General features: G+C 63.7%; 23 protein-coding genes. 13 read left to right on the forward strand and 10 right to left on the reverse strand.

What is annotated here, in order from left to right:
- Positions 1 to 46 precede the first annotated feature (46 nt).
- Positions 47 to 1,465: a PLP-dependent aminotransferase family protein gene (locus A9K66_RS05650; RefSeq protein WP_067320882.1), complete on the forward strand. Its 1,419-nt coding sequence runs from the start codon at positions 47 to 49 to the stop codon at positions 1,463 to 1,465.
- Between the two features lie 11 nt (positions 1,466 to 1,476).
- Here A9K66_RS05650 and A9K66_RS05655 read toward each other — a convergent pair whose 3' ends face one another.
- Together A9K66_RS05655 and A9K66_RS05660 are read right to left on the reverse strand one after the other, a co-directional pair.
- The gene (locus tag A9K66_RS05655) at positions 1,477 to 2,295 is read right to left on the reverse strand and encodes a L,D-transpeptidase (protein WP_067320886.1); all 819 of its coding nucleotides are present in this window, start codon (positions 2,293 to 2,295) and stop codon (positions 1,477 to 1,479) included.
- A 172-nt stretch (positions 2,296 to 2,467) separates the two neighbouring features.
- Positions 2,468 to 3,130, reverse strand: a complete 663-nt coding sequence (locus A9K66_RS05660; protein ID WP_067320889.1) for a haloacid dehalogenase type II — start codon at positions 3,128 to 3,130, stop codon at positions 2,468 to 2,470.
- A 250-nt stretch (positions 3,131 to 3,380) separates the two neighbouring features.
- Between A9K66_RS05660 and A9K66_RS05665 the strand changes: the two genes are divergently transcribed.
- The 5 genes from A9K66_RS05665 (at position 3,381) to A9K66_RS05685 (ending at position 9,249) form a co-directional block, all read left to right on the forward strand.
- Positions 3,381 to 4,259 carry a branched-chain amino acid aminotransferase gene (locus tag A9K66_RS05665; protein WP_067320892.1) on the forward strand — a complete coding sequence of 293 codons (879 nt, stop codon included), beginning with the start codon at positions 3,381 to 3,383 and terminating at the stop codon, positions 4,257 to 4,259.
- A gap of 106 nt (positions 4,260 to 4,365) precedes the next feature.
- On the forward strand, positions 4,366 to 4,968 hold the full coding sequence (locus A9K66_RS05670) for a superoxide dismutase (RefSeq protein ID WP_066997682.1): 603 nt from the start codon (positions 4,366 to 4,368) through the stop codon (positions 4,966 to 4,968).
- 160 nt (positions 4,969 to 5,128) lie between these two features.
- On the forward strand, positions 5,129 to 5,566 hold the full coding sequence (locus A9K66_RS05675; protein WP_067320896.1) for a cytochrome c: 438 nt from the start codon (positions 5,129 to 5,131) through the stop codon (positions 5,564 to 5,566).
- 9 nt (positions 5,567 to 5,575) lie between these two features.
- Positions 5,576 to 6,520: a cytochrome c gene (locus A9K66_RS05680; RefSeq protein ID WP_067320899.1), complete on the forward strand. Its 945-nt coding sequence runs from the start codon at positions 5,576 to 5,578 to the stop codon at positions 6,518 to 6,520.
- Positions 6,521 to 6,651: 131 nt separating this feature from the next.
- Positions 6,652 to 9,249: an AMP-binding protein gene (locus A9K66_RS05685; RefSeq protein ID WP_067320903.1), complete on the forward strand. Its 2,598-nt coding sequence runs from the start codon at positions 6,652 to 6,654 to the stop codon at positions 9,247 to 9,249.
- A gap of 25 nt (positions 9,250 to 9,274) precedes the next feature.
- On the opposite strand, the gene A9K66_RS05690 is transcribed toward A9K66_RS05685, so the two are convergent.
- Together A9K66_RS05690 and A9K66_RS05695 are read right to left on the reverse strand one after the other, a co-directional pair.
- A complete protein-coding gene (locus tag A9K66_RS05690) occupies positions 9,275 to 9,664 on the reverse strand; it encodes an SET domain-containing protein-lysine N-methyltransferase (RefSeq protein ID WP_066998147.1) in 390 nt (129 codons plus the stop codon).
- A 100-nt stretch (positions 9,665 to 9,764) separates the two neighbouring features.
- A complete protein-coding gene (locus tag A9K66_RS05695) occupies positions 9,765 to 11,864 on the reverse strand; it encodes a S9 family peptidase (protein WP_067320906.1) in 2,100 nt (699 codons plus the stop codon).
- Between the two features lie 120 nt (positions 11,865 to 11,984).
- Between A9K66_RS05695 and A9K66_RS05700 the strand changes: the two genes are divergently transcribed.
- Both A9K66_RS05700 and A9K66_RS05705 read left to right on the forward strand, forming a co-directional pair.
- On the forward strand, positions 11,985 to 12,353 hold the full coding sequence (locus tag A9K66_RS05700) for a hypothetical protein (RefSeq protein ID WP_067320909.1): 369 nt from the start codon (positions 11,985 to 11,987) through the stop codon (positions 12,351 to 12,353).
- Positions 12,354 to 12,764: 411 nt separating this feature from the next.
- A complete protein-coding gene (locus A9K66_RS05705; protein WP_067320912.1) occupies positions 12,765 to 13,193 on the forward strand; it encodes a MucR family transcriptional regulator in 429 nt (142 codons plus the stop codon).
- Between the two features lie 131 nt (positions 13,194 to 13,324).
- Here A9K66_RS05705 and A9K66_RS05710 read toward each other — a convergent pair whose 3' ends face one another.
- A complete protein-coding gene (locus A9K66_RS05710; RefSeq protein ID WP_066997661.1) occupies positions 13,325 to 13,753 on the reverse strand; it encodes a SufE family protein in 429 nt (142 codons plus the stop codon).
- A 111-nt stretch (positions 13,754 to 13,864) separates the two neighbouring features.
- Positions 13,865 to 14,257: a DUF5330 domain-containing protein gene (locus A9K66_RS05715; RefSeq protein WP_067320915.1), complete on the reverse strand. Its 393-nt coding sequence runs from the start codon at positions 14,255 to 14,257 to the stop codon at positions 13,865 to 13,867.
- Between the two features lie 531 nt (positions 14,258 to 14,788).
- Between A9K66_RS05715 and A9K66_RS05720 the strand changes: the two genes are divergently transcribed.
- The 3 genes from A9K66_RS05720 (at position 14,789) to A9K66_RS05730 (ending at position 17,704) form a co-directional block, all read left to right on the forward strand.
- A complete protein-coding gene (locus A9K66_RS05720) occupies positions 14,789 to 16,531 on the forward strand; it encodes a PAS domain-containing sensor histidine kinase (protein WP_067320918.1) in 1,743 nt (580 codons plus the stop codon).
- Entirely contained in the window at positions 16,506 to 17,288 is a 783-nt protein-coding gene (locus A9K66_RS05725) for a peptidoglycan-binding protein (RefSeq protein ID WP_067320921.1), read from the forward strand. Before A9K66_RS05720 ends, A9K66_RS05725 begins: the two co-directional genes overlap by 26 nt.
- Positions 17,289 to 17,356: 68 nt before the next feature.
- Positions 17,357 to 17,704, forward strand: coding sequence for a DUF1491 family protein (locus A9K66_RS05730; protein ID WP_067320924.1), 348 nt, complete (start codon positions 17,357 to 17,359; stop codon positions 17,702 to 17,704).
- A 60-nt stretch (positions 17,705 to 17,764) separates the two neighbouring features.
- Here the strand turns inward: A9K66_RS05730 and A9K66_RS05735 are convergent, their stop codons facing one another.
- Complete coding sequence (locus tag A9K66_RS05735; protein WP_067320926.1) at positions 17,765 to 18,763, reverse strand: DUF2336 domain-containing protein; 999 nt, start codon at positions 18,761 to 18,763, stop codon at positions 17,765 to 17,767.
- Positions 18,764 to 18,950: 187 nt separating this feature from the next.
- Between A9K66_RS05735 and A9K66_RS29130 the strand changes: the two genes are divergently transcribed.
- Positions 18,951 to 19,139, forward strand: coding sequence for a hypothetical protein (locus A9K66_RS29130; protein WP_082953733.1), 189 nt, complete (start codon positions 18,951 to 18,953; stop codon positions 19,137 to 19,139).
- A gap of 9 nt (positions 19,140 to 19,148) precedes the next feature.
- On the opposite strand, the gene A9K66_RS05740 is transcribed toward A9K66_RS29130, so the two are convergent.
- Positions 19,149 to 19,697 (reverse strand): DUF1254 domain-containing protein, encoded by a 549-nt coding sequence (locus A9K66_RS05740; protein WP_067320929.1) that lies wholly within the window; start codon positions 19,695 to 19,697, stop codon positions 19,149 to 19,151.
- Positions 19,690 to 20,274, reverse strand: coding sequence for a DUF1214 domain-containing protein (locus A9K66_RS05745; RefSeq protein ID WP_067320932.1), 585 nt, complete (start codon positions 20,272 to 20,274; stop codon positions 19,690 to 19,692). The genes A9K66_RS05740 and A9K66_RS05745 overlap by 8 nt, the downstream gene beginning before the upstream one ends.
- 272 nt (positions 20,275 to 20,546) lie before the next feature.
- Between A9K66_RS05745 and A9K66_RS05750 the strand changes: the two genes are divergently transcribed.
- A complete protein-coding gene (locus A9K66_RS05750) occupies positions 20,547 to 21,740 on the forward strand; it encodes a DUF930 domain-containing protein (protein ID WP_067320935.1) in 1,194 nt (397 codons plus the stop codon).
- A gap of 57 nt (positions 21,741 to 21,797) precedes the next feature.
- Here the strand turns inward: A9K66_RS05750 and A9K66_RS05755 are convergent, their stop codons facing one another.
- Positions 21,798 to 23,948: a penicillin-binding protein 1A gene (locus tag A9K66_RS05755; protein WP_067320938.1), complete on the reverse strand. Its 2,151-nt coding sequence runs from the start codon at positions 23,946 to 23,948 to the stop codon at positions 21,798 to 21,800.
- Positions 23,949 to 24,056 lie beyond the last annotated feature (108 nt).

The following is a 24,056-nucleotide window of genomic DNA, read 5'->3' on the forward strand; positions in this document are numbered from 1 at the left end:
CTGGTTTGCTTGGAACATCCAGTTTTGAAGGTTTTCGGTGGTCCAGTTGGAACAGGAAGGCGTGGCGCGCCGGATCATCGCGGCGATCAAGGCGCAGATCCACAGCGGCGTTTACCGGCCCGGCGATCGGCTGCCGTCGTCGCGGGCCTTTGCCGCCGAATGGGGCGCGTCGCGAACCACGGTGACGGCGGCCTACAACCAGCTCGACGCCGAAGGCTATCTGATCATCCGGCAGGGCGCGCGTGCCATCGTGGCTCCGGGACTGGAGAGGCCGTCAGGGGCGGCTTCCATCGCGGCTGCCTCGCCACGCAACCTCTCGACGTTCGCGCGCAGGCTGCTGGCTCTGCCTTCGCCGGTGGAACAGCAGCCGGCCAAGGTTGCGGATTTCCGCTATGGCGACCTGTCCGGGGCGGACTTCCCGGTCCTGGCTTGGCGACGGGCCTCGAACAAAGCCATTCTGCGGCGCGGCGCGCGGCTGCGTTATGGCGACCCACAGGGATCGCTTGTTCTTCGCGGCGCCCTGCAAACCTATCTCTGGCGCGCTCGCGGCATCAGCTGCGCGCCGGACCAGATCGCCATCGTCAACGGCTCCCAGCAAGGGCTCGACCTCTGCGCGCGGCTGCTGCTCGACTCCGGCGACCCGTTCGTGATCGAGAATCCGGGCTATCTGCTGGCCCGCCATGCCTTCACGGCCGCGGGCGGCGTCGCCGTGCCAGTTGCGGTCGACGCTGACGGGCTAAGGACGGATGCGCTGCCGCCGGCCCGTCTGGCTTACGTCACGCCATCGCACCAGTTTCCGCTCGGCGGCGTGCTTTCGGCGACGCGGCGCCATTCCCTCCTAGCCTGGGCCACGGCATCAGGCGCCTATGTCGTCGAAGACGATTACGACGGCGAATACCGCCACGACATAGCCCCCATCCCGCCTCTGCAGACGCTCGATCCAGGCTCGGTCATCTATGTCGGCACGCTGTCCAAAACGCTCTCGCCCACCTTGCGGCTCGGTTATCTCGTCGTCCCCGCCGGCCTGCGTCGGGCCTTCAGCGAGGCAAAGCGCCTGACCGACCGGCATGCTCCGATGCTGGAGCAGGATGTGTTGGCCGACCTGCTGACGGGCGGCGCTTACGAGCGCCACGTCCGCAGCATCCGCAGGAAAAATGCCGAGCGCAGAGAGGTCTTGCTGCGGGCGCTCGCCGATCATATCGGGCCAAAGGTGACTGTTGCTGGGGCCGACACGGGCCTGCACGTCGTGGCCTGGTTGAACGGCTTCGATCCTGCGTGCGAGCCGGCGATCGTCGCCGACGCACGTGCTGCGGGGATCGGCCTCTATCCGGTATCGCCGCTCTATGATCCGGCCGAGCCGCGGCCCGAAACGGCGGGCTTCATCATGGGATATGCTGGTCTCGACGCGGAGGCGTTGCGCCGCGGCGTTGCGGTGCTGGCGGACATCCTCGCCAAGCACCGCTGACGAACGCCGGATCAAAAGATCTCGTCACTCTCCTGCGGCACCGGCCCCAGCAGGACAGAGTCGTCCGGCACGCCGTTGTCGATCGGAATGGCCCGGCGCTCGGGCATATCGGCCATCGGCTGGCCGACATCTGCTGTGACAACGACCGGCGTCTTGTTGGGCACGCGGTCATAGAGGTCGATGATGTCCTGGTTGATCAGGCGCACGCAGCCCGACGAGACCGACTTGCCGATCGACCACCATTCCGGCGACCCGTGCAGACGATAGAGCGTGTCCTGGTTGCCTTTGAAGAGGTAGAGCGCACGCGCCCCGAGCGGGTTCTTGAGTCCGCCGGGCATACCGCCGTTCTTGGCGCTGTATTCCGTCAGTTCCGGCTGGCGGGCGACCATCTCGTCCGGCGGCGTCCATTTCGGCCACTTCTGCTTCCATTGCACCACCGCATCGCCCGACCATTCGAAGCCGGCGCGGCCGAGACCGACGCCGTAGCGGATCGCCTGGCCACCCTCACGCACCAGATAGAGGAAGTGGTTGGTGGTATCGACGACGATGGTGCCCGGGCGCTGTCCGGTCGGATCTGGAACGATCTGGCGCAAATATCTGTGATCGATCTTGTTTACCGGGATGGCCGGCAGGTCGAAGCCGTTGTCGGACATCGGCCCATATATGGTGGCGTAGTCGCCGAGCGGCGGCTCGACAGAGGCCGGCGGTGGCGGCTGCACGGCTGCCGGGCGAGGACCGGTGGTGGAGCAGGCGGAAATCGCCGAAGCAGCGCCAAGGGCCGTGAGATTGAGGAAGCCACGGCGGCTGATGCGGAAGGAAGCGTCTGACATGGTTGCCTTTTCTAGGTCTTGAATTCGCAAGAATGCATGAATCCGCTGGCCGGCGCCGACAGCTGCAATAACAGTCGGCGGTGATAGGCGGTTCCAATTCTGGCCTCAGGGTGGACAAACAAAGGCGAAGCTGTGACCGCGACACATCTGTTGCGCTGCAGCAACAGCACCCTCAAACGCCTGCCAGAAGGCCTTCGAGCGAGGGCAGGATCAGCCCCGGCGGAAAATCCCGGTATTCGTCGGGCTGATTGGCGCGATTGATCCAGACGGTGCGGAAGCCGAACCTGGCGGCGCCCGCGACGTCCCAGCGGTTGGAGGACTGGAACGACACCGCCCCCGGATAGAGCCGCCAGCCAGTGACCACCATGTCGTAGACCGAAGGATCGGTCTTGAAGCGCTTGATCTCGTCGACCGAGAAGACGTCGTCCAGGATCTGGTCGAGGGCGGCCGATTTCACCGCCGCCCGCAGCATTTCCGGCGAGCCGTTGGACAGGATCGCGAGCTTCGCTCCCGCTGCTTTCAGCGCCTTCAATACCGCCGGCACTTCCGGATAGCAGTCGAGCCGCCAATAGGCTTCCAGCAGCCTTGCCCTGAGCGCCGGATCGGCCGACGGCACCTTGCGCAGCGCGAAGTCCAGCGCCTGCTCGGTCAGTTGCCAGAAATCGGCATAGGCGCCCATCAGCGTCCGCACCCAGGAATATTCGAGCTGCTTGGCGCGCCAGATTTCGGAGAGAAGCTGGCCGTCCGGCCCGATCTCGCCCGCATGGCGGCGCACGGCGGCGTGCACGTCGAACAACGTGCCATAGGCGTCGAAGACATAGGCTGCATGGTGCATAGGAAGAGTTTTGCGGCGCCCGGCCCTGCCGCGCAAGCGCTGATTGCGGTTAATGCATGTCGCCCAAAAGTGGGCAGCGGTTTTCGGAAAGGATCGCATAACACAAAACCCAACACACATGGCCCATCCCTTTCCGTGCCCCGTGCTTTAAGTGCCTCTGGCCTCAAGGATTTTTTCCGATGTCGGTTGACGCCGGCCGTCAAAGCGTCGTCCTATGGCGGCCGGAACTTATCCATACGGACGGCAAACGATGACACTAGCGGCGGCGGCGCAGTCCGCGACATGGACCTATGTGGACGGCGACTGGTACGAGGGCAATGTTGCCATTCTGGGACCGCGCAGCCACGCCATGTGGCTGGGCACCAGCGTGTTCGACGGCGCCCGCTGGTTCGAAGGCGTGGCGCCCGATCTCGATCGTCACGCCGGCCGCGTCAACGCCTCGGCGATCGCGCTCGGCCTGAAGCCTTCCATGACGACGGAGCAGATCGTCGGGCTGACCTGGGACGGCCTGAAGAAATTCGACGGCAAGACCGCCGTCTATATCAGGCCGATGTACTGGGCCGAGCATGGCGGCTATATGGGCGTGCCGGCCGACCCGTCCTCGACCCGCTTCTGTCTCTGCCTTTACGAGTCACCGATGATTCCGCCTTCGGGCTTTTCGATCGGCGTCTCGCCGTTCCGGCGGCCGACCATCGAGACCATGCCGACCAACGCCAAGGCCGGCTGCCTCTATCCCAACAATGGCCGCGCCATCCTCGAGGCCAAGATGCGCGGCTTCGACAACGCGCTGGTGCTCGATATGCTGGGCAATGTCGCCGAGACCGGCACCTCCAACATCTTCCTGGTTAAGGACGGCCATGTGATGACGCCCGCCGCGAACGGCACCTTCCTCTCCGGCATCACCCGCTCGCGCACGATCAACCTGCTCGGCGACTATGGTTTCAGGACCACCGAGAAGACGCTGTCGATCCGCGATTTCCTCGAGGCGGACGAGATCTTCTCGACCGGCAACCATTCGAAGGTGGTGCCGATCACGCGCATCGAGGACCGTAGCATTCAGCCTGGACCGGTCGCCAAGAAGGCGCGCGAGCTCTATTGGGATTGGGCGCATTCGACTTCCGCCGCCTGAGCGGATAAAAAGGCGTTCGGCGCTTCGTTCCGGAGTTGTCCCAACCCATTCCAGACCTATCTTAGTCCGGTAGTTTCACCGGACTTTTCCTGAGGGAGTACCATCCATGGCTTTTGAGTTGCCCGCTTTGCCCTACGACTACGAGGCCCTGCAGCCTTACATGTCGAAGGAGACGCTGGAGTATCACCACGACAAGCACCACAAAGCCTATGTCGACAACGGCAACAAGCTGGCCGCCGAGGCCGGAATGGGCGACCTGTCGGTCGAAGAGGTCGTGAAACAGTCCTTCGGCAAGAATGCCGGGCTCTTCAACAATGCCGCCCAGCACTACAACCATATCCATTTCTGGAAATGGATGAAGAAGGGCGGCGGCGGCAACAAGCTGCCGGGCGCGCTGCAGAAGGCCGTCGATGCCGATCTCGGCGGCTACGACAAGTTCAAGGCGGACTTCGTCGCCGCCGGCACCACCCAGTTCGGCTCCGGCTGGGCATGGCTTTCGGTCAAGGACGGCAAGCTCGCGATCTCGAAGACCCCCAATGGCGAGAACCCGCTGGTTCATGGCGCTTCGCCGATCCTCGGCGTCGACGTGTGGGAGCACTCCTATTACATCGACTACCGCAACGCGCGGCCGAAATATCTCGAAGCCTTCGTCGACAGCCTGATCAACTGGGATTATGTCCTGGAACTCTACGAGAAGGCGAAAGCTTGATCGACCCTTCCGAAAAGCCCCGGCATGACCGGGGCTTTTCTTTTGCCGGTGCAGGAGGGCAATTCCAGTCAAGAAAATCGTTGCGGCGCGGAGGGAATAATTCCACTGCATCGCCCGTTAACGTCTAGTCGCGAACTCTCTTCACCATGGAGCCAATTGAATGAGAAAGCTTGTCATCGCCATCTCTTTGCTCGCTTTTGCCGGCTCGGCCGCTTATGCCGACCCGATCAAGGATCGCCAGGCCCTGATGAAGGAACGCGGCAAGCTCGCCGGCCAGTTGTCCAAGGTCGTCAAAGGCGAGGAGGCTTTCGACGCCGCCGCTGTGCTGACGGCGCTAAAGGCGCTGGAGGCGAACGCCGAAAAATTCGATGCCGAGAAACTTTTCCCGGCCGGCAGCGACAAGGGCGACACCACGGCGGCGCCGAAGATCTGGGAAGACATGCCAGGCTTCAAGGCGGCCGGGGACAAGTTCCTGGCCGACGTCAAGGCGGCAGTGGCTTCGCCGCCGGCCGATGTCGATGCGCTCAAGGCGCAGCTCAACACCATCGGCGGCGACTGCGGCACCTGTCATGAGACCTACAGGATCAAGAAGGGCTGATCGCCTGATATGGCGTGGCTGAAGAAGCTCGTCGGCGCTGTCATCGTGCTGGGCGGCGCCGGCGCGGTCGCCGGCTGGGCGTTGTCAGCGCCCGTCAGGCTTGATGCCGCGACGGTCGCGCAGCTTGGCCCCGGTGATGCTGCGAAAGGCAAGCGCATCTTCTTTGCTGGCGGCTGCACATCCTGCCACGCCAAACCGGGATCCAAGGGTGATGCCCGCCTGGAGCTTGCCGGCGGGCTGGAGCTGAAGACGCCGTTCGGCACCTTCGTACCGCCCAACATCTCGCAGGATCAAAAGGACGGCATCGGCGCCTGGAGCGAGGAGGACTTCGCCAATGCGATGCTGAAAGGCGTTTCGCCCTCCGGCGAGCATTTTTATCCGGCCTTCCCTTATGCCTCTTATGCTCGCATGAAGCCGGCCGATATCGCCGACCTCTATGCTTTTATGAAGACGCTGCCGGCGGTCGCCGGCAAGGCGCCCGGCCACAAACTCTCCTTCCCCTTCAACATCCGTCGCGGCATTGGTCTTTGGAAGCGGCTCTATGTCAGCCCTGAACCGGTCATTGCCTTGCCCGGGGGCGCGCCCGACAAGGTGCTGGCCGGCCGCTATCTGGTCGAGGGCCCCGGGCATTGCGGCGAATGCCACACGCCGCGCGACTTTGCCGGCGGCGTCAAGAAGGCCGAATGGCTGGCGGGAGCCGTGGCCGCCGAGGGCTCGGGCGTGGTGCCCAATATCACCCCGCAGGGCGGCACGAAGGACTGGTCGGAGGCCGACATCGCCAACTATCTCGAAACCGGCTTCACGCCGGATTTCGATTCCGTCGGCGGTGCCATGGTCGACGTGCAGCGCAACATAGCTCAGTTGACGGCCGATGACCGCGCCGCGATCGCGGCCTATCTGAAGGCCGTCCCGCCGCATCCCAACAGCTATCCGGCGCGCAAGCCGGCGAGCTGACCGATGCATATCGGCTGCGCGACACCATCGATGCGATCTGCCTGTGATGTCTCAAGTCCATATTAGTTGACTTTAATAGTCATGTATCATACGCGCTTCGGCCAGTTTCCAGGCGGACCGAAGCCTTGCCCATGCACTCTCTCGACCTTGTGTCTGAATTCGCCCGTGGCGAGCAGCGCGCAGCACTTCTCTTCGCCGACGGGCGCAGCCTGTCTTATGCGGAGCTTGACGACCTTGCGCAGCACTTCGCCACACGTCTGGGGGATGAGGGAAAGCAGCTCGTCGCTATCTCAGCGGAACCCTCCGAGCATGCGGTCGTCGCCTATCTTGGAGCCCTGCGGGTGGGTCATGCGGTGGCCATGCTGCCGCCTTGCGACAAAAGGGTCTGGGACGATTTCCTGGCAGCCTTCCAGCCGGATTTCACCTATCGCCGAGCCGATGGCCGCTGGCGTCTCGTGAAGGAAGCCTGGCCCGCGAGGGACATTGAGCCGCTGCATCCCGATCTCGCGCTGCTGCTGATGACGTCCGGCAGCTCGGGCGCCGCCAAGGCGGTCAGGCTCTCCTATGCCAATCTCGAAGCCAATGCGCGCGCGATAACGACCTATCTCGAACTCTCGTCCGCCGACCGGGCCGCTCTCATGCTGCCGCTGCACTATTCCTACGGACTGTCGGTTCTCAATTCGCATCTGATTGCCGGCGGCAGCATCCTCTTCCCCGGTGTTTCCGCAATGGACGGCGATTTCCTCCAGATAATCGCCGACGGTGGCTGCACCAATCTGTCCGGCGTCCCGTATTCCTACGAACTCCTGGAACGGATGCGTTTCCGCGACGCTAAGCTCAAGGGTTTGCGCATGATGACGGTGGCGGGTGGACAGCTCAGCCCCGACGTCATCCGCCTGTACAGGGATCATTTGCGCGCCGTGGGCGGGCGTTTCTTCGTCATGTATGGTCAAACCGAGGCGACGGCGCGTATCGCTTTCGTGCCGCCGGAGAGCCTGTCCGACCGGGAGGAGCGGATCGGCGTCGCGATCCCAGGCGGCAGCCTCGGCCTTGTCGACGACAAGGGGGAGCCGGTCAGCCGCTCGGGCATCCCGGGAGAACTTGTCTATCGCGGCCCGAACGTCATGATGGGTTACGCCGAGCAGCGTTGTGATCTGGCGCGCGGGGCTGAGGTCGAGACACTGAACACCGGCGATATTGCCGTCCAGGACGAGCAAGGTTTCTTCCGCATCGTCGGGCGCAAGAGCCGCTTTGCCAAGATTGCCGGCCTCAGGATCGGCTTCGATATCATGGAGCAGGCGCTAGAGCGGGCGGGCATTGCGGCCGCGGTGCTCGGCGACGATCGAGGCCTACAGGCCTATGTGACCGGCCCCGGCTCGGCAGGCAGGGCACAGCGTATCCTGGCCGAAGTCAGCCGCTTGCCCGCCAATCTGGTTCGAGTTTCGACGCGTGTCGACCTTCCCAGGCTAGCCTCGGGCAAGATCGACTATGGCTGCCTGCAGCGCGAGATGTTGCTGGGACGGGCGGAAATCCGCTCCGAACGTGGCGGCGTGCCCGGAGCCTATGCCCGCGTATTCTATCCGCTTCCGGTGGGCCGCGCTGACAGCTTTGTGTCGCTCGGCGGAGATTCCCTTCGCTTCTTGCAATTGGCTCTGGAACTCGAACGGCTCGGCTTGGAATTGCCGGACGGCTGGGAACGGCTAAGTGTTGGAGACCTGACAAATCTTCATTCGGCGAAACGGTCTTTCATGCGGGACCAGGCAAACGAGACGCCTGTCGATATCGTGCTGAGGGCCTTCGCCATCCTGCTGGTGGTCGTGCATCACGAGACGCTGTGGCCTATCCCGGGCGGCTCCGGCATCATGATGCTGCTTGTCGGCTACAGCCTTGCGCGTTTTCAGTCGGTCCATTTGCTTGCCGGTCGGATCCGGCACGCGCTGAAACCTGCGATCAGCGTCCTGATCCCTTATTTTCTCATAGTCGCCGCTTACTCCCTCGCCTGGCAGGCGATCCCTTGGGCCTCGATGACCCTTACCGGCAACTTCGGCTATGCCGAACCGGAACGTCACGAGATGATCCCGTATCTCTACTGGTTCATCGAGGCCTATGCGCAGACGCTGTTGGTCTTCGCCCTCGCCTTTGCCGTTCCGGTTCTACGCAAGCTCGCCCAGGCTCGACCCTTTGCCTTCTCGATCGGACTATTGGCGTTTGCCGCCGCTGCGCGCTTTGCAGTCCCATTGTTCGTGGACTTAGGCAGCCGCCAGATCTTCGCGATCTACTGGGTCTTCCACCTTGCGGTCTTCGGCTGGTGCGCCGGTTTGGCCGACACTCCCGCCAGAAAACTCCTCGTGACCGCATTTGCCACTGCCGTATTGGGGTATCTAGCCTTTTGGGAGTCGGTCTGGCTGGGGACGACGGTCAAGTATTTGACGATCTTCGCGGCGCTCTCGGCTCTTCTTTACCTGCCGCGTGTTCGCCTGCCTGCTGGGGTGGGGCGGGTGGTTACGCAGATCGCCGTCGCGGCTTTCCCGATCTACTTGGTCCATCGCTTCGTCCCGGAGCTTTTGATGGCACCTGTCGCAGGCTGGCTCCCGGCTCCAAGCTTCCAACTGCTTGCGATCGCCGGCGGCGTCGCTTTAGGCGTCATCGCCGGCAAAGCCTTGGCCGCCATCCGACACCTGCGCGGCAGATTGGCCATGGAGCGCTTGCCGGAATTGCTCTCGGCGTGAGACGCTTCGACCGCGGTCGCTCCGATTACGCGTGGCGGTCGCCCAAAAAATCGAAGCCGTTTTCGAAGAAGTGGTTGTAGTCGCAGGTCAGTTCCTCGCCGGGCGCGATGTCGCGCAGCGCGTAGGTTTCCTCCGGCGAGGAGACGTCGCAGTTCGGCTCGTCGGCATGGTTCATGTAGCGCGCATCGTCCGCCTCGAAGACGATATAGTTCCGGTCGCGCCTGTCCGGATAGGAGTACCGATCGAGGTAGGACTTCACCGGACCGCTTTCGTTCTCATAAGTGTCGACCGAAATGCGCCGGTCGAATCTTGGATCGAGCTTCCAGATCAACGTGCCCTTTGGAATGCGGTGTTTGGCGAAGACACCGATGCCCTGGATGGGCGATTTGTCGAGATAGACGTCGACGAGCAGCATGACGAACCCTGCGAATGACGGATGGCGCGGCCCGAACCGGCCGCGACCAAAAACGAGGCGCATTGCGTAGCGCGAGGTGCTCGCGATTGCGAGGGAAAAATCAGGCCTTGCCGGTCACTTTCAACGCAAAGGCGTAGATATACGCGATCTCCTCCAGGCGCGAGAACCGGCCCGAGGCGCCGGCATGGCCGGACTCCATGTTGATCTTGAACAGCACCGGATTGTCGCCCGCCTTGCGGTCGCGCAGCCGCGCCACCCATTTGGCCGGCTCCCAATAGGTGACGCGTGGGTCGGTCAGACCTGCCAGCGCCAGGATCGGCGGATAGTCGAGCGCCGCGACATTGTCGTAGGGCGAATAGGCCGCGATCGTCGTGTAGTCCTCGGCCGAGGCGATCGGATTGCCCCATTCGGGCCATTCCGGCGGCGTCAGCGGCAGGCTGGCGTCGAGCATGGTGGTGAGCACGTCGACGAACGGCACCTCGGCGACGATGCCGCCAAAGCTTTCGGGTGCCATGTTGGCGATCGCCCCCATCAGCATGCCGCCGGCCGAGCCGCCCTGCGCGACGATGCGATCGTGCGACGTGTAGCGCTCGGCCACGAGATGGCGCGCTGAGGCGATGAAATCGGTGAAGGTGTTCATCTTGTGCCGACGCTTGCCGTCGTCATACCAGCCATAGCCCTTGTCCTTGCCGCCGCGCACATGGGCAATGGCGTAGACGAAGCCGCGGTCGACCAGCGACAGGCAATTGGTGTTGAATGCGGCGGGAACCGTGATGCCATAGGAGCCGTAGCCGTAGAGCAGGCAGGGCGCCGAGCCATCAAGCGGCGTGTCGCGATGGTGGATCAGCGAGATCGGCACCAGCTCGCCGTCGGCAGCCGGCGCCATCAGCCGGCGCGTGACATAATGCTCCGGATCGTGGCCCGATGGCACCTCCTGCGTCTTCAAGAGAACGCGCTCGCGGCTGCGCATGTTGTAGTCGAACACCTGTGCCGGTGTCGTCATCGACGAATAGGTGAAGCGCATGACTTCGGTGTCGTATTCGTAGGAGCCGGAAAGGCCGAGCGAGAAGGCCTCCTCGTCGAAGGCAATGAGGTGCTCCTCGCCGTTTGCCCGATCGCGCACCACGATGCGCGGCAGGCCCTCCTTGCGTTCCAGCCTGACCATGTGGTGCCTGAAGCCGAGCACCGACAGGATCAGCCGGCCGGGCTCGTGCGGCACCAGTTCCTTCCAGTTGGCCTGCACCGGATCTTCGACCGGCGCGGTCATGATCTTGAAGTCCTTGGCGCCGTCGGCATTGGTGAGGATGAAAAAGACGTCACCACCTTCCTCCAGGTCATATTGCAGGCCGGTCTCGCGCGCCGCCACCAGCTTCGGCTCGGCGAACGGCTCGTCGGCGCGCAGAAGCCGGTATTCGGAGGTTTCATGATCGTTGATGCCGATCATGATCCAGTCGTTGGAACGCGTGCCGCTGACGTCCATGAAGAAGCCGGCATCCGTCTCTTCGTAAATCAGCCGATCGTTCTCCGGATTGTCGCCAAGCGCGTGGAAGAACACTTTTGACGGGCGGTGGCTGTCGTCGAGGCGGGTGTAGAAAAAGCCGTCGTCTCCGGCATTCCACACGCCGCCGCCACCTGTATCCGGAATCCGATCGGTGAGTTCCTTGCCGCTGGCGATGTCCCGCACGCGCAGCGCGAAGAACTCCGAGCCCTTGTCGTCGAAAGCCCAGAGCAGCTTGCGATGGTCGGCCGAATGGTCGAATCCGCCAAGACGGAAATAGGGCTTGCCTTCGGCTTCCGCATCGCCGTCGAGCAGGATCTCCTCAATGCCGCCATCACGCGGCGTGCGGAAGTAGCGCGGTTGCTCGCCGCCGAGCTTGAACGACGAGCCATAGGCGTAGGGACCGTCCTTCATCGGCACGGTGGAGTCGTCCTCCTTGATGCGCCCCTTCATCTCGGCGAACAATTTGCGGCGCAGCTCGGCCGTGTCGACCATCAGCGTTGCCTGGTAGGCATTCTCGGCCTCGAGATGAGCGCGGATCGCGCCGTCGAGCAGTGCAGGGTCCCTGAACATCGCCTGCCAGTTGGCGGCCCGCATCCAGGCGTAGTCGTCGGTGCGGGTGATGCCGTGATGAACGTCGAAGATGGGGCGTTTCTCGGGCCGCGGCGGGATGGCGGTCGGGAAGACGGAGGTTCTGGTCATTGCGTCTCGCTGTGGAATTGCCTGAAATCTGCTTGAATGGCGAATGAACGCGTCGCTCAGCAGCGGTTCAAAGGGCGGGGTTCAAGGTGGTCTACACAAAGTAAGTCGAAAGGGGAAAAGATGAAATCCTATGTTCGAGCCGCCGTGGCTTTCGCTGTCGCTTCGGCGGTCCTGGCCTTTTCCGGCCAGTCTCATGCAACCGTGTTCGCGGCCTGGCAAGTGGCTGGCGTGCCGTTCGGCGACACGCTCAACGCGCGCAAGTATCCGTCAAACACATCGCAAAGACAGGCGGCCTATCCGAATGGCACCGTCTTGCAGATGACCGGCCGTTGCACGGGCGGGATAGATCTGCTCGACATTGCCGGCCAACCGCACTGGAAGCAGCGGCAGGCGATCCGCTACCGCTGGTGCGAGGTCTGGCACGATCCGGCGCAGAACGGTCATTTTGTTACCAGCTGGGTCTACGGCAAGTACATCAAACCCCACTGAGAGGTTCGTCGAGGCGACTTGGCTGTTCGACGCGAGGATGAATGTCCGCGCCATGATCCATAGGATTCTTCGCTCACCGGGCGGCAAAACATTAGTTTAGCCAAGCATAAAGAACCTGTTTTGACGCGACCAGAGGTGTAAAAGCGTGCTTGGCGCCACGTCAGGCTGCACTGGTCCGGCCAGAAAAATCTCGCTAAGTTACACGGCACACGAATTTTTGAGGCTGAATCGGCAATATTTGATGAATATCGCCGAATATAATTCAGTAGGTGAATTGACTTACTTGCAGCACAGGGTCATTAAGATGACGCGACGCGAATCGCAGGGCTTGCCTGCATGAATTTCGCGCGATGCCCGATCCAGAAAAAGGGCGCAGTCTAGAAAACAAACTCTCGTTGGGGCCTGAGCACAATGGATATCGTCGAAACACCTTCAAGGAATGGGGACGCGCTAATCGAGCTGACTGCCGATGTCGTCGCGGCCTATGTCAGCAACAACCCGGTGCCGGTCGGCGAACTGCCGAACCTGATTGCCGACGTTCATGCCGCGCTCGGCCGCGTCGGCGGCACGACGGAGCAGCCTTCGGCCGAGAAGCAGAAGCCGGCCGTCAACCCGAAGCGCTCCGTCCATGACGACTACATCGTCTGTCTCGAAGACGGCAAGAAGTTCAAGTCGCTGAAGCGCCACCTTATGACGCATTACAATCTCACCCCGGAAGAATACCGCGAGAAGTGGGGCCTGGACGCCAACTATCCGATGGTTGCTCCCAACTACGCAGCCGCCCGTTCGCAGTTGGCCAAGAAGATGGGCCTCGGCCGCAAGCCCAAGGGTCGCCGGTAGCAGCTTCCGCAAGTCGGCAAAAGCGACGGCGCCCGCGGGGCGCCGTTTTGCTTTTGAGGTATTTCAGGGATGTCTTGCTGCGAACGGGTGAACCCGCCGCAGTGCGGCTTGTTGCCGGGCTTGGGGCAGAGTCAGGCGGTTTGCTTCAAGGCGGCTTCGGCGTCGCGCTTGATGCGCTTGACCATCGAGCGAAGGCCGTTGGCGCGCTGCGGCGACAGATGCTCGTCGAGGCCGAGCTCTTTCAGCGTCACTTCCGCATCGGTGTTCTGGATTTCACTGGCCGGCCGGCCCGAGAACAGCGCCAGCATGATGGCGACAAGGCCGCGCACGATGTGGGCGTCGGAATCGCCGCGGAAGCTGACCACCGGATCGACGCCTTCTCCCTGCTCGGTGGTCAGCCACACCTGGCTGACGCAGCCCGGCACCTTGTTGGCCGGTGTGCGTTCCGCCTCGGGAAACGGAGGCAGCGCCTCGCCGAGCTCGATGACATAGCGGTAGCGGTCCTCCCACTCGTCGAGCAGGGAGAAATCGTCGCGGATCGTTTCGATCGAGGTCGTCATTGCCCGCATATAGTGACCCGGCGCCGCCACGTCACGGAAAAAGAAAGACGCCGCGGGCGTCGAGAGGTCGGGCGGGCCCGCGGCGTTAGAGCATTTCCAGAAAAAGCAATCTCAGTTCTTCGCCGTCAGCATCGCCGGAATGTTGACCTTGGCGGGCAGCACGATGTCCTCGGCGACGCTGCCGGTGGTCTCGCCAGACGTCTGCGCTACCTTCGCAGCGGGCGCGGCCGTCTTTTCCGACTGCTGGTCATCAAGCATGGCGGCGGCGATCTTGGCTGTCTCCTTGGCGCGCACGGTGATGGTGTGCATGGCCGATTTGCCGGTCTCGCAAACATCCGGCTTGCGCTCGCAGATGCCGGCAATGTCGCCGACCGCCTCGCGCGCCGCAAACAACGCCTGGATCGGCCCGACCGCCTCGCGGCCATCCTCGTCGGGGCCGACGCTGAGCGGCAGCGCCAAGAGCACCAGCGAAAACCAGAAAGCCATCCTGATCAGAAAGCCCATCTCGATGCCTCGTCGTGATCGGATCATGCATCCATCGGCATGATCTCTTTTTATGGACATGACAATGGCACGAAGGCGCGAAGCGTGGCTTGCGCCGAAGCCGCGAATTTTCTTCAAATTTTAGATGAATTGGAAAGGATTGGTTTTCGCTATTGATCTAACTCAAATCTGATCCACTGTATTAACTTTGAAATAGCCATCTATGCGGCTGTTTCAAAAGAAAAATTCTGGAAAGGGCGAGCATCGGCACTGGGTTTTCAGGAAGCCAGGCGAGCCGCGCTGTGGCTAACGCTCCATTTACCATGGCGGCAGATCGACGGGCTTTGGGGTGTCGGCGTCCCGATATTTGCCGCGGGCAGGGCGCTCGCCTTCTCTGCCTTATCCATTCCTTAAACGCTGGATGCGACTTTCAATCCAATCAAGAGTCACCTGCAGAAGCAGGGCAATTCACGACCGGGTCCGAGTGCGTTGAGTTCGATTACGGCCAGATACGTTCCTCTGCCTGGCGCGGTTGCCGCCGGCTGCGAACGCATGGTTCATCCGACCGTCACGGACGAGGCTGAGCGCCAGCGCCAGCGCCGCTTCATCGGCGTCATGCTCGCCACTCCCTTCCTCGCCGCGGGTGCGGCGGTGACGCTGGTCACCTCAAGTCTGGGCGCCGCCGTTACCGTGGCTGCGATCTTCGGCGCTTTCGGTCTGTGCTGGTTCGCAGCGCTTCTGGTTGCCGCCACCGGACGCATGACGCTCGCCGGCCGTGCCTCGGTGGCGACGGGCGGCCTCGCGCTTGCTGGCGCAATTGCCGCGGCGGGTGGTCTGGCGTCGCCAGTCGCGCTGCTTGCCGTGGCTTTGCCGGTCGAGTCTTGGTGGATCGCCGGGTCGCGCCGCGCAGCAATTTCGGGCGCGCTGGCGGCATTCGGCGCCATCCTGCTGCAGCCTTTCGCAAACCAGTTCCTGCCGCTCGGCGAGTCCGCGATCGCCGGTTGGCACTGGCTGCTGCCGCTTACCTGGGCGCTTACGCTCCTGCCGCGCGCGGCGGCCTTCGCCAATCCCGCCGACGCGCGTCAGGCTGAGCCTGCGGTGGACCGTCTCGAAGAGACGATCGATGCCGTCGTGCTGCGCGTCGGCCGCCAGGGCGAGGTGCTCGACGCTTCGGCCAAGGCGCGTTCCATTCTGAAGTTGGCGCCGGAGCTCCTGCTCGGCGCGGGCTTGTTCGAGCGCGTCCATCTTTCCGATCGCGTCGCCTATCTCACCGCGCTCGCGGACATGCGCGAGGGCGCGCCGAAGCGCCGGCTCGACCTGCGCATCCGCTTGCCGCGCGACGGTGGCGGCTCGGCCGACAATTTCCGCCCGTTCCGCCTTGAATTGCTGCGCGGCGCGCGAGAGCAGGACATCTTCACCTTCGTCCTTCGTGAGAATGACGAGATCGCCGCGCTCCGCGAAGAGCTTGCCACGGCGAGGGAGGCTGCGGCTGCCGCCGAAGTGGCCAAGGGGCGTTTCCTGGCGGTGGTCAGCCACGAGCTGCGCACGCCGCTCAATGCCATCATCGGCTTCTCCGACATGCTGCTGCACGAGATGTTCGGCGCCTTCCGCGATCCGCGCCAGAAGGAATATGTCGCCCTGGTCAGGGAGTCCGGCCAGCATCTTTTGTCCGTCGTCACCTCGATCCTCGATGTCTCGCGCATAGAGGCAGGCGCCTATGCCACCGAGCTCGAGCCGTTCCGCTTCGCCGATGCCGCCGACATGTGCCGCTCGATGATGCGGCCCCTGGCGGAGGCCAAGAGCATCGCGCTTGGCGCGCAGATCGCGCCTCACGCCGGCGAGATCAATGCCGATCGCCGCGCCGTGCAGCAGATCCTGATCAATCTCGTTTCGAACGCCGTGAAGTTCACGCCTGATGGCGGCAGCGTGGTGATCGGCGCCAAGCGGGTCGGCTCGCGGCTGCATTTCTGGGTGAGTGACACCGGCATCGGCATCGCCGACGAGGATATGGCCAACCTCGGCAAGCCGTTCATGCAGATCCAGAACGACTATACGCGCCGCTTCGAGGGAACCGGGCTCGGCCTGTCGCTGGTCAAGGGGCTGGTGGCGCTGCATGAGGGCACGATGTCGATCGAGAGCGCCCCGGGCGAAGGCACGACGGTGACGATCAGCCTGCCGGTGAACGGACCGAAGCGGCGCTCGGGCGCGCCGGCCGACGTGCTGCCGGTGCCGATTGCAAAGCCGAAGGGGGATGCAAATGGGGACAGCAATGGCTCGCTCCGCAAGACGGCCTAAAGTGGTCGAACCCGAGCGCGGGTTGCTTGCCGAGAGCGCTGGGGCGCTCGGCCAGATGATCTCGCGCAATCCGGTTCTGGTCGGCGGCTCGACCGCCTTCCTGGTGACGCTCTTCTACGTTTCGGCCAACGCGCTCTGGTACCAGCCTTTTCCGCACACGGGCGCCTTCTTCGCCACCAGGAGCATCGAGAATTTCCCGCATGCCGTCTCGGATGAGCCGGAGACCACCATCAACATCGTGCGGCAGGCGCAGCCCGCTCCCAAGCCCGATCCGGTCGTCCAGCAGGTGCAGGGCATATTGAAGGACCTCAATTTCTACGACGGCACCGTCGACGGCCTCACGGGCCCAGCCACGCGCAAGGCCATCCAGGCCTATCAGCTCAAGGTCGGGCTGCCCGCCTCCGGCGATGTCGACGGCGCGCTGCTCGATCAGCTTGGCGCCAGGCAAACGACTGCGGCCATTCCGCATCCGGCCCCGAGACCGGCCGATAGGGCGACGGCCCAGGCCGCCGGACCAGCGGCCATTCCGGTCGCCGCCCAGGCCAGCGGCGCAACGCAGGCGCCCGACGCCCGCATCGTCAAGATCCAGGCTGGCCTGAAGGCCTTCGGCAATGACGATATGCAGCTCGACGGCGTCGTAGGCGCCCGCACCAAGTCTGCGATCAAGGAATTCCAGGCGCTGTTCGGCCTGCCCGAGACCGGCGAGCCGGACGAAGTGGTCTATGCCAAGATGCGCGAGATCGGCCTGACAAACTGAGGGCTGCCGGCTTTTCGGTTCCATTGCCGATGCTGTAAGGAACCGGGCATGCCATCCGGAACCCTGCCATGCGCGTGACTACCGATCTGTGGGTATCGGCCCTTCTGCGCCGTGTCTTCACCGCCGGCGGTTTTGCTGCCGTGGTCAAGCGCGGCGCGACCGAGGCCGGCGCCGTCTTCGTGTTGTCGCGCGACCGGCTCGGCGAAGTGGCTCTGTACGGACCGGCGCCGCAAACGAGCTACGATTCGGCCAAGCCCGACGAGCGCTTCTTCACCTTGCTCGATTCTGGCGACGATAGCTCGGCATTCGATGCAAGGCTGGAAAAGGAAAAGAGATTCGATCCCGACATCTGGGTGGTCGAGATCGAGGCCGGCTCCGTTCCGGTCGAGGAGCTTGTGTCCGTGAAGGCGGAATAGAGGCGGCGGCCCGGCGTCCCGACCGGCCACGGAAACGCTGTGCACTTCCCTGGAATTGGGTCAGGACGCCTTGCGGCCGGCGGCCTTGTCATCGCTGTTCGATGCGTGGCGCCCTGTCTCGATGGCATTGCCGCGGATCGCCCGAGACAGCGTTTCGGCTTTCCAGGCCCGCACCTTGTCGAGCGCTGCCTCGCGATGCAGCAGCCGATAGCGGTCGAGGAACAGACGGATTGCCTGGGGATGCGGAAACTCGCCGGGATGGACCGCGACCGCGATCAGGAAGGCCCTGTCTTCGCTTAGGTCGAGCGCCTTGAGCGCCGCAAGCAGCGCTGCGTAGCCCGATTGCTCTGTGATTGAGCGGGCTGTGGCAAAATCGATGTCGAGCGCATCGGCAAGCGCTGTCTGGAAGAAAGCAAGGTTGCCCGTCAGCGCCGTCTCGCGCAGCTTCAGATAAGTCGGCTGTCCGAGGAACAGGTTGACAGCGGCACTTTCGCCGGCGGGCCGCATCATCGAGCGCAGGCGTCGCCGCGCGTTTTCCTCAGGCACGCCGGGATTCGGGCGGTTGTCTTCTGTTGCGGAAGCTGGCGCCGGTTTCACCGGCGCGAGCTTCGTGACCGTCTCCGGCGGCCGCGTGTTGACCAGCGTCGGCTTCTCCAGCGCGCGGATCAGGTGGGCGATGGTTGCGTTGAGTTCCTTGCGGCGAGCGATTGCGCGCGCGTGCGGCAGGCCATGGCGGCCGATCAGCGCGATGAGGTCGATGTCGCTCAGCGCGTCCGAGCGGGTAAGCAGCGGCGCCGCGATCTCGACCGGCTCCTCGGCCAGCCGCCGCACCAACGCGGCCGGCGCATATTCGCATTCGGAAAGGGCGGCGGCGACATAGCGGCGCGATTCGACCGACACTTCGTCGAACAGCGGCAGCGTCAGATCCTCGAGTTGGGCGATTTCGCGCCGCGACGGGCGCGTCAGCGAGCAGAAGGCCGACACGGCGGCGCGGAACAGCCTTTCGGCTTTTCCCGCTTCGGTCCGGATAGCGATGTGCCTGAAATCCGAAGAAGACACGGAGGATACGCCCGATACTCGACACAGACCCGGCCCCGCGCCTCCGGCCGGGCCGGTTTCGCGTCTCCAGGGAACAAACATCAAATTAGCCGCGATCCGTTAGCGCTCCGTTAACCCTCTGCCCGCCTTAATCGACTTTGGAGGCGTTGCGTTGTGCTCCGGTCAAACCGAGAGGAATACGCGAACCATGGGCATGGTCTTGTCTTTCGTGCCGCGAGCGGCACCCGTCAATCGAGTAACCCACGACACCGACACGGCAGCGGCTGTCATCATCTTCCCCGGCGTCCGCTATGAGCCACAGCCGCAGGTCGGCGCGGCGCGTCCGGACGGCCCGGACAAGCCTGGGTCGCCACGGCCACTAGTGCCGCATCACTGAGCTGACTCTTCAGTATTCCTGCAGCTCGCAGGCACTCTGTTCGAGAAAGCGCGACACGATCGGCTTCCAGCTATCGTCCGGCACGAAGGCGCGGACGACAAAGATTCCCTCCTCGATCGGCGCCTCGACAAAGATCGCGCCCTGCAAGTCCTCGGGAAGATCGCGCCGCACGTCGATCATCTGCGCCGGTGTCAGCACCACGGCATCGAGCTTCTCGCTGTTCGCATTGTGGTCGTTGAAGGAATAGATGTTGTGGCCGCTGCGGTCATACACCGAGGCCGACCAGAACGGCACGTCGCCGGGCGCCCGGATCCGCACCAGCCCGTCGGCGAGATTGAAGCGGCAGGCGGCCGCGTAGAACATGGGGTCGACCGACTTCACCACAGGCGCACCAGCGACCTCCGCGTCCAGGCGCGTCATCTTGTAGAGGTCGGAGGCCATTGCCAGCCGCGACCAGGCATCGCGCTCGGAAAATTCCGGCACCAAAAACAGCACCGCGATATGCACGATACCGGCGCCGAGCAGGCCGAGGACCAGGGCGTGCAGCAGGCTACGCATGGCAGCCCGCCTTCAGAATGCGCGGCAGCGTCACGTCGGAAAGCCCGGTGCTGCTCGCGATCGGCGTGTCGTAGAAGGTCAGCACGAAATACATCTTGCCGAAGCCAGCCGTCAGGAGCCAGTTGCCCGGGGCAGGGCGGTCGCCGACGGAGATGACGACCGAATTGTCGGGCCGGCGCAGCACTTCGTAGGATTGCAGGGCCGCCTGTCTCGCCTTGCCGGTGTCGATGACGCCAAGCGACTGGTCGGCGGCATAAAGCGTCCAGAACCGGGCCGTCGGGTAGCCGCCTTCGATCGAATAGGCGCATTCCCGCTTCAGCGGCTGGCCGGCTGCGTCGCGCTCGGCGACGAAGGACAACCCCTCCGCCCGGCCGAGCGCCAGCACGCCCTCACGCGCCACGCGCGCCTTGGAGTAGGGGTCGGAGCCTTCCGTGCCGATTTCAGGAAAAGCTGTCCATTGGCCGATGCGGATCGCGCCGACGCCGTCCTGCGCGTTGAGCGCGTACCAGACGCTGCCGCCGCCAAGGCCGATGGCCATGGCAAGCGAAAGCAGCGTGAGGGAGACGGTCTTGAGCATGGAAGGCCGGAACTGAGGAGGTTGCCCGGGATATCGCGGCGCGGGGCCTCGTGGCAAGCCGGCTTGCCTTGGGCATGGCGATATTCAGGTGGTTGCGGCCTGCAGTAGTATGACGTTCCCATGTCGGCGACCGGCCTGTCACGGACAAGTCCGCACCGCGCCCCTTCTGATTCTCGGCGGCGCTGCACGTAGCCATCCAATCACTGACTTGTCAGGCGCCGATCCGATGCCTGTGCTTGAAGCCGCCGCCATTTCGTTCCACATCGGTCGGGATGATGGGCGAGACAGGAGAGCGGCGTCGGAATTTGGCGTGGGCTTTGCCCGCATCGCTGATGCTGCATGCGCTGATCGCAGCGTTTCTGGTCTATACCTTGCCCAAGCCGGCCCAACAGCCGGATGAGGAACAGCCGGTCAATGTCGCGCTTGTGCCTCCGCCCGAGCAACCTAAGCCGAAGCCTCCGCTCGCACCGCAGCCGAAGGAACTCAAGGCCAAGAAGCCCCCGGAACCGAAAGCCAAAAAACCGCCCGAGCAAAAAGTCGAAAAGCCTCCAGTGCCGGAAAAGCAGCCGCCGAAGCCACCGCCGATCGCGGTGCTAAAGCCCGTTTTCCAGTATGGCAACAAGGACACCGGCCCCAGGAAATCCCTGGATGGAGCCGGCAACCGGGACAACACGCCGTCGCCGGCCAAGGATAGCGATACCAAGCCGCCCGCCGTGGCGAAGCCTGCACAGAAGCAATCTGCCGCGCCGGCAGATGCCGATCAGCCGGCGGATCAAAGCACGGCTGACGAGAAGCCGGTAATCGCCGCGACGGACGCCGAGCCCACGCAAAGTGAGGAGAAGGCAGCCCAGGACACGGATAAACGGCAGGCTGCCGAGCAAGAGGCAGGAGCGCCAACCGCCGAAAAGCAAACAGCCGCGGCGCCGACGCCGATGGATGCCAAGAGCGGCGATAGGGTCGATCTTCCGGCCGTGACCGAAAAGCAAAAGCCCAAGCAAGCAAATGCGCTGAAGTTCAGGCCCGCGAAGGTCTCGAAGTCCCGAAGCAAGAGCGCCGGGACGCCAGGTTCCACCAACGCCGCCGTTGCTGCGTCGCCGATCTATTCCGGCCTTCCGGGTGTTCGAAAGCTCTATTCGCAGGGCGCTACCGGCGACGCGCTGGCCACAAGCTCTATGAGCGAGGTGCCTCGCGACCAGCGGGTTGCCAATCTTTGCGGCAGCGTTTTGAACGAGGAATTGCAGGGCGCCTCCTATTCTCCCAAATGGCTGCCATCCATTCCGCTGAAGGTGGGCAATGTCCTTAACCCTCCGGTGGCCGCCTTCAGCACGGCAACCACATGGTACCGCCTGAGCTTCCGGTGCGAGGTCGACGCCGATGCGACAAGGGTCTTGTCGTTCAACTTCCGTGTCGGGGCTGAGATCCCACCCGGCGAATGGGCCGGGCTGAGATTGCCTAGTCTCCGCTAAGTATTTCACTCGAAAGTGGGACCGGTTTCGGGGCAAGCGCATGCGTCGAACGAAGGTTCAAAGCGCGGACAGCGTCTCCGGCAGGGTAGGTGCGTTGAGAGCGGGTGCCGCCTGGAAGGCTTTGGTCATTGCCCTCAGCGTCTGCGTGGTGCGGCTGGAAAGCACTGGCGGGCGCTCGGCCTCTGCCTGCGCCGCGGCATCAGCGGCCTCCTTCTTCGCCTCTTCCTCGGCCTTGGCCTCCGGGTCGACCCAGGGATGATCGAGGCCAGGGATCGGCTTCAGATCGATGTTCTGGTGTGCATAGGCCATCAGCCGCTGCCAGACCATCGCCGGCAGCGACCCGCCGGTCATGTTGTTGGTCGGCGTGAAATCGTCATTGCCGAGCCAGACGGCGGCCGTGTAGTTGCCGGTGAAACCGACGAACCAGGCGTCTCGGTAGGACTGCGTGGTGCCGGTCTTGCCCGCGACGACGATGTTGGGAAGCTGCGCGCGCCGCGCCGTGCCGATCGCCGGCACCGCGGCCAGCATGGTGTTCATGTATTTCAGAGCTTTTTCCGACAGCACACGGTGCGGCGGCGGCGCGTCCTTGGCCCAGTCATAGACGACGTCGCCGGTGCGGGTAACGAGCTGCGTGATGCCGTGCCGGGAACCGACGAAGCCGTTCTGCGCGAAGACGCTGTAGCCTGTCGCCTGGTCCATCACCGTCATGAGGGACGTGCCGAGCACCATGGTCTTGTGCGATTCCAGCGGCGATTCGACACCCATGGATTCGGCCATCGCCTTGATCGGCCCGATACCGAGATAGTCCTTGGCGAGCCGCACCGGCACGGTGTTGATCGACTTGGCGATAGCCGTGAGCAGCGTGACGTTGCCGGCCGAGCCGCCATTGTAATTGTGTGGCGACCAACTGCCCCAACTGACGGCGCCGCCGGAAACCACCGAGTCCGGCGTGAAGCCGTGCTCCATCGCGGTGGCATAGACATAAGGCTTGAACGACGACCCGGTCTGCCGCAGCGCCTTGGTGGCGCGGTTGAACTGGCTGGCGCCATAGTCGCGGCCGCCGACAATGGCGCGCACCGCGCCGTTGGTCTCGATCACCACCACCGCGCCCTCGGTAACGTTGTATTCCTTGCCGAACTGGCGGAGATGGAATTCGACCGACTCTTCGGCCGCTTTCTGGATATTGGCGTCGAAGGTCGTATGGGCGACCAGCGAGTGTTGGCCGGGCTTGGCGATCTTCTTGACCTCGTCGAAGGCCCAGTCGAGGAAATAGTCGGGGCTCTTCTGCTCGCCGCGGTCGACGACATCTGCCGGATGCAGCCGCGCCTGCAGCACCTGGCCCTCGGTCATGAAGCCGGCGTCGACAAGGTTGGAGAGCACCACATTGGCGCGCGCACGGGCGGCCGGCAGGTTGATGTGCGGGGCGTATTTGGTGGGCGCCTTGAACAGGCCGGCCAGCATTGCCGCCTCGGCGAGGTTCAGGTCCTTGACGCTCTTGCCGAAATAGAAATCCGCCGCCGCCTCGATGCCGAACGTGCCGCCGCCCATATAGGCGCGGTCGAGATAGAGCTGGAGGATCTCCTTCTTGGAGAGATTGGCCTCCAGCCAGAGCGACAGGAAAGCTTCCTTGATCTTGCGCTCCAAGGTGCGCTCGTTGGACAGGAACAGGTTCTTGGCCAGCTGCTGGGTGATGCTGGAGCCGCCCTGGACCACCGAATTGGCGCGCACATTCTCGAAGATCGCGCGCGACAGGCCGAGAACGTCGATGCCGTAGTGATCGAAGAAGCGGCGGTCCTCGGTCGCCAGCACCGCCTTGATGACGATATCCGGCATCTCGTCGACCGGCACGGAATCGCGCTGGATGATGCCGCGCTGGCCGATCTCGTTGCCGTAGCGGTCGAGGAAGGTGACGGCGAAATCGCCCTGGTTGCGCCAATCGCCGGCGGTGATCTCAAACGCCGGCATGGCCAGCGCCAACAGCACCACGAAGCCGCCGGCTCCCATGGTGAACCCTTCGCTCAGCACCTCGATGATGGCGCGCCGCCAGCCATGCAGGCGGAAGCGGCGGGAAAAGATGGTTGCGGCCTCCCAGAATTCGCGCGCTTTGAAGCTGATCTCGTAGAGCGAGGAATCGAGCCACGCATCGACGGCAAGAGCCGCCGAGGCGATCCGGCCTCTTCTCTTGCGTGGTTTCGAAGGAGTTGGCATTCCAGACTTCCGCCCCAATGCGCTTTCGCCCGAAAACAGCATGCGGGCAGTTTCAGGTGGCACCCTGCCAAACTATTCGACCATTTTATCACTGCTCACAAGGGCAGC

This window comes from Mesorhizobium sp. AA23, from assembly GCF_001672435.1.
GTDB lineage: Bacteria > Pseudomonadota > Alphaproteobacteria > Rhizobiales > Rhizobiaceae > Mesorhizobium.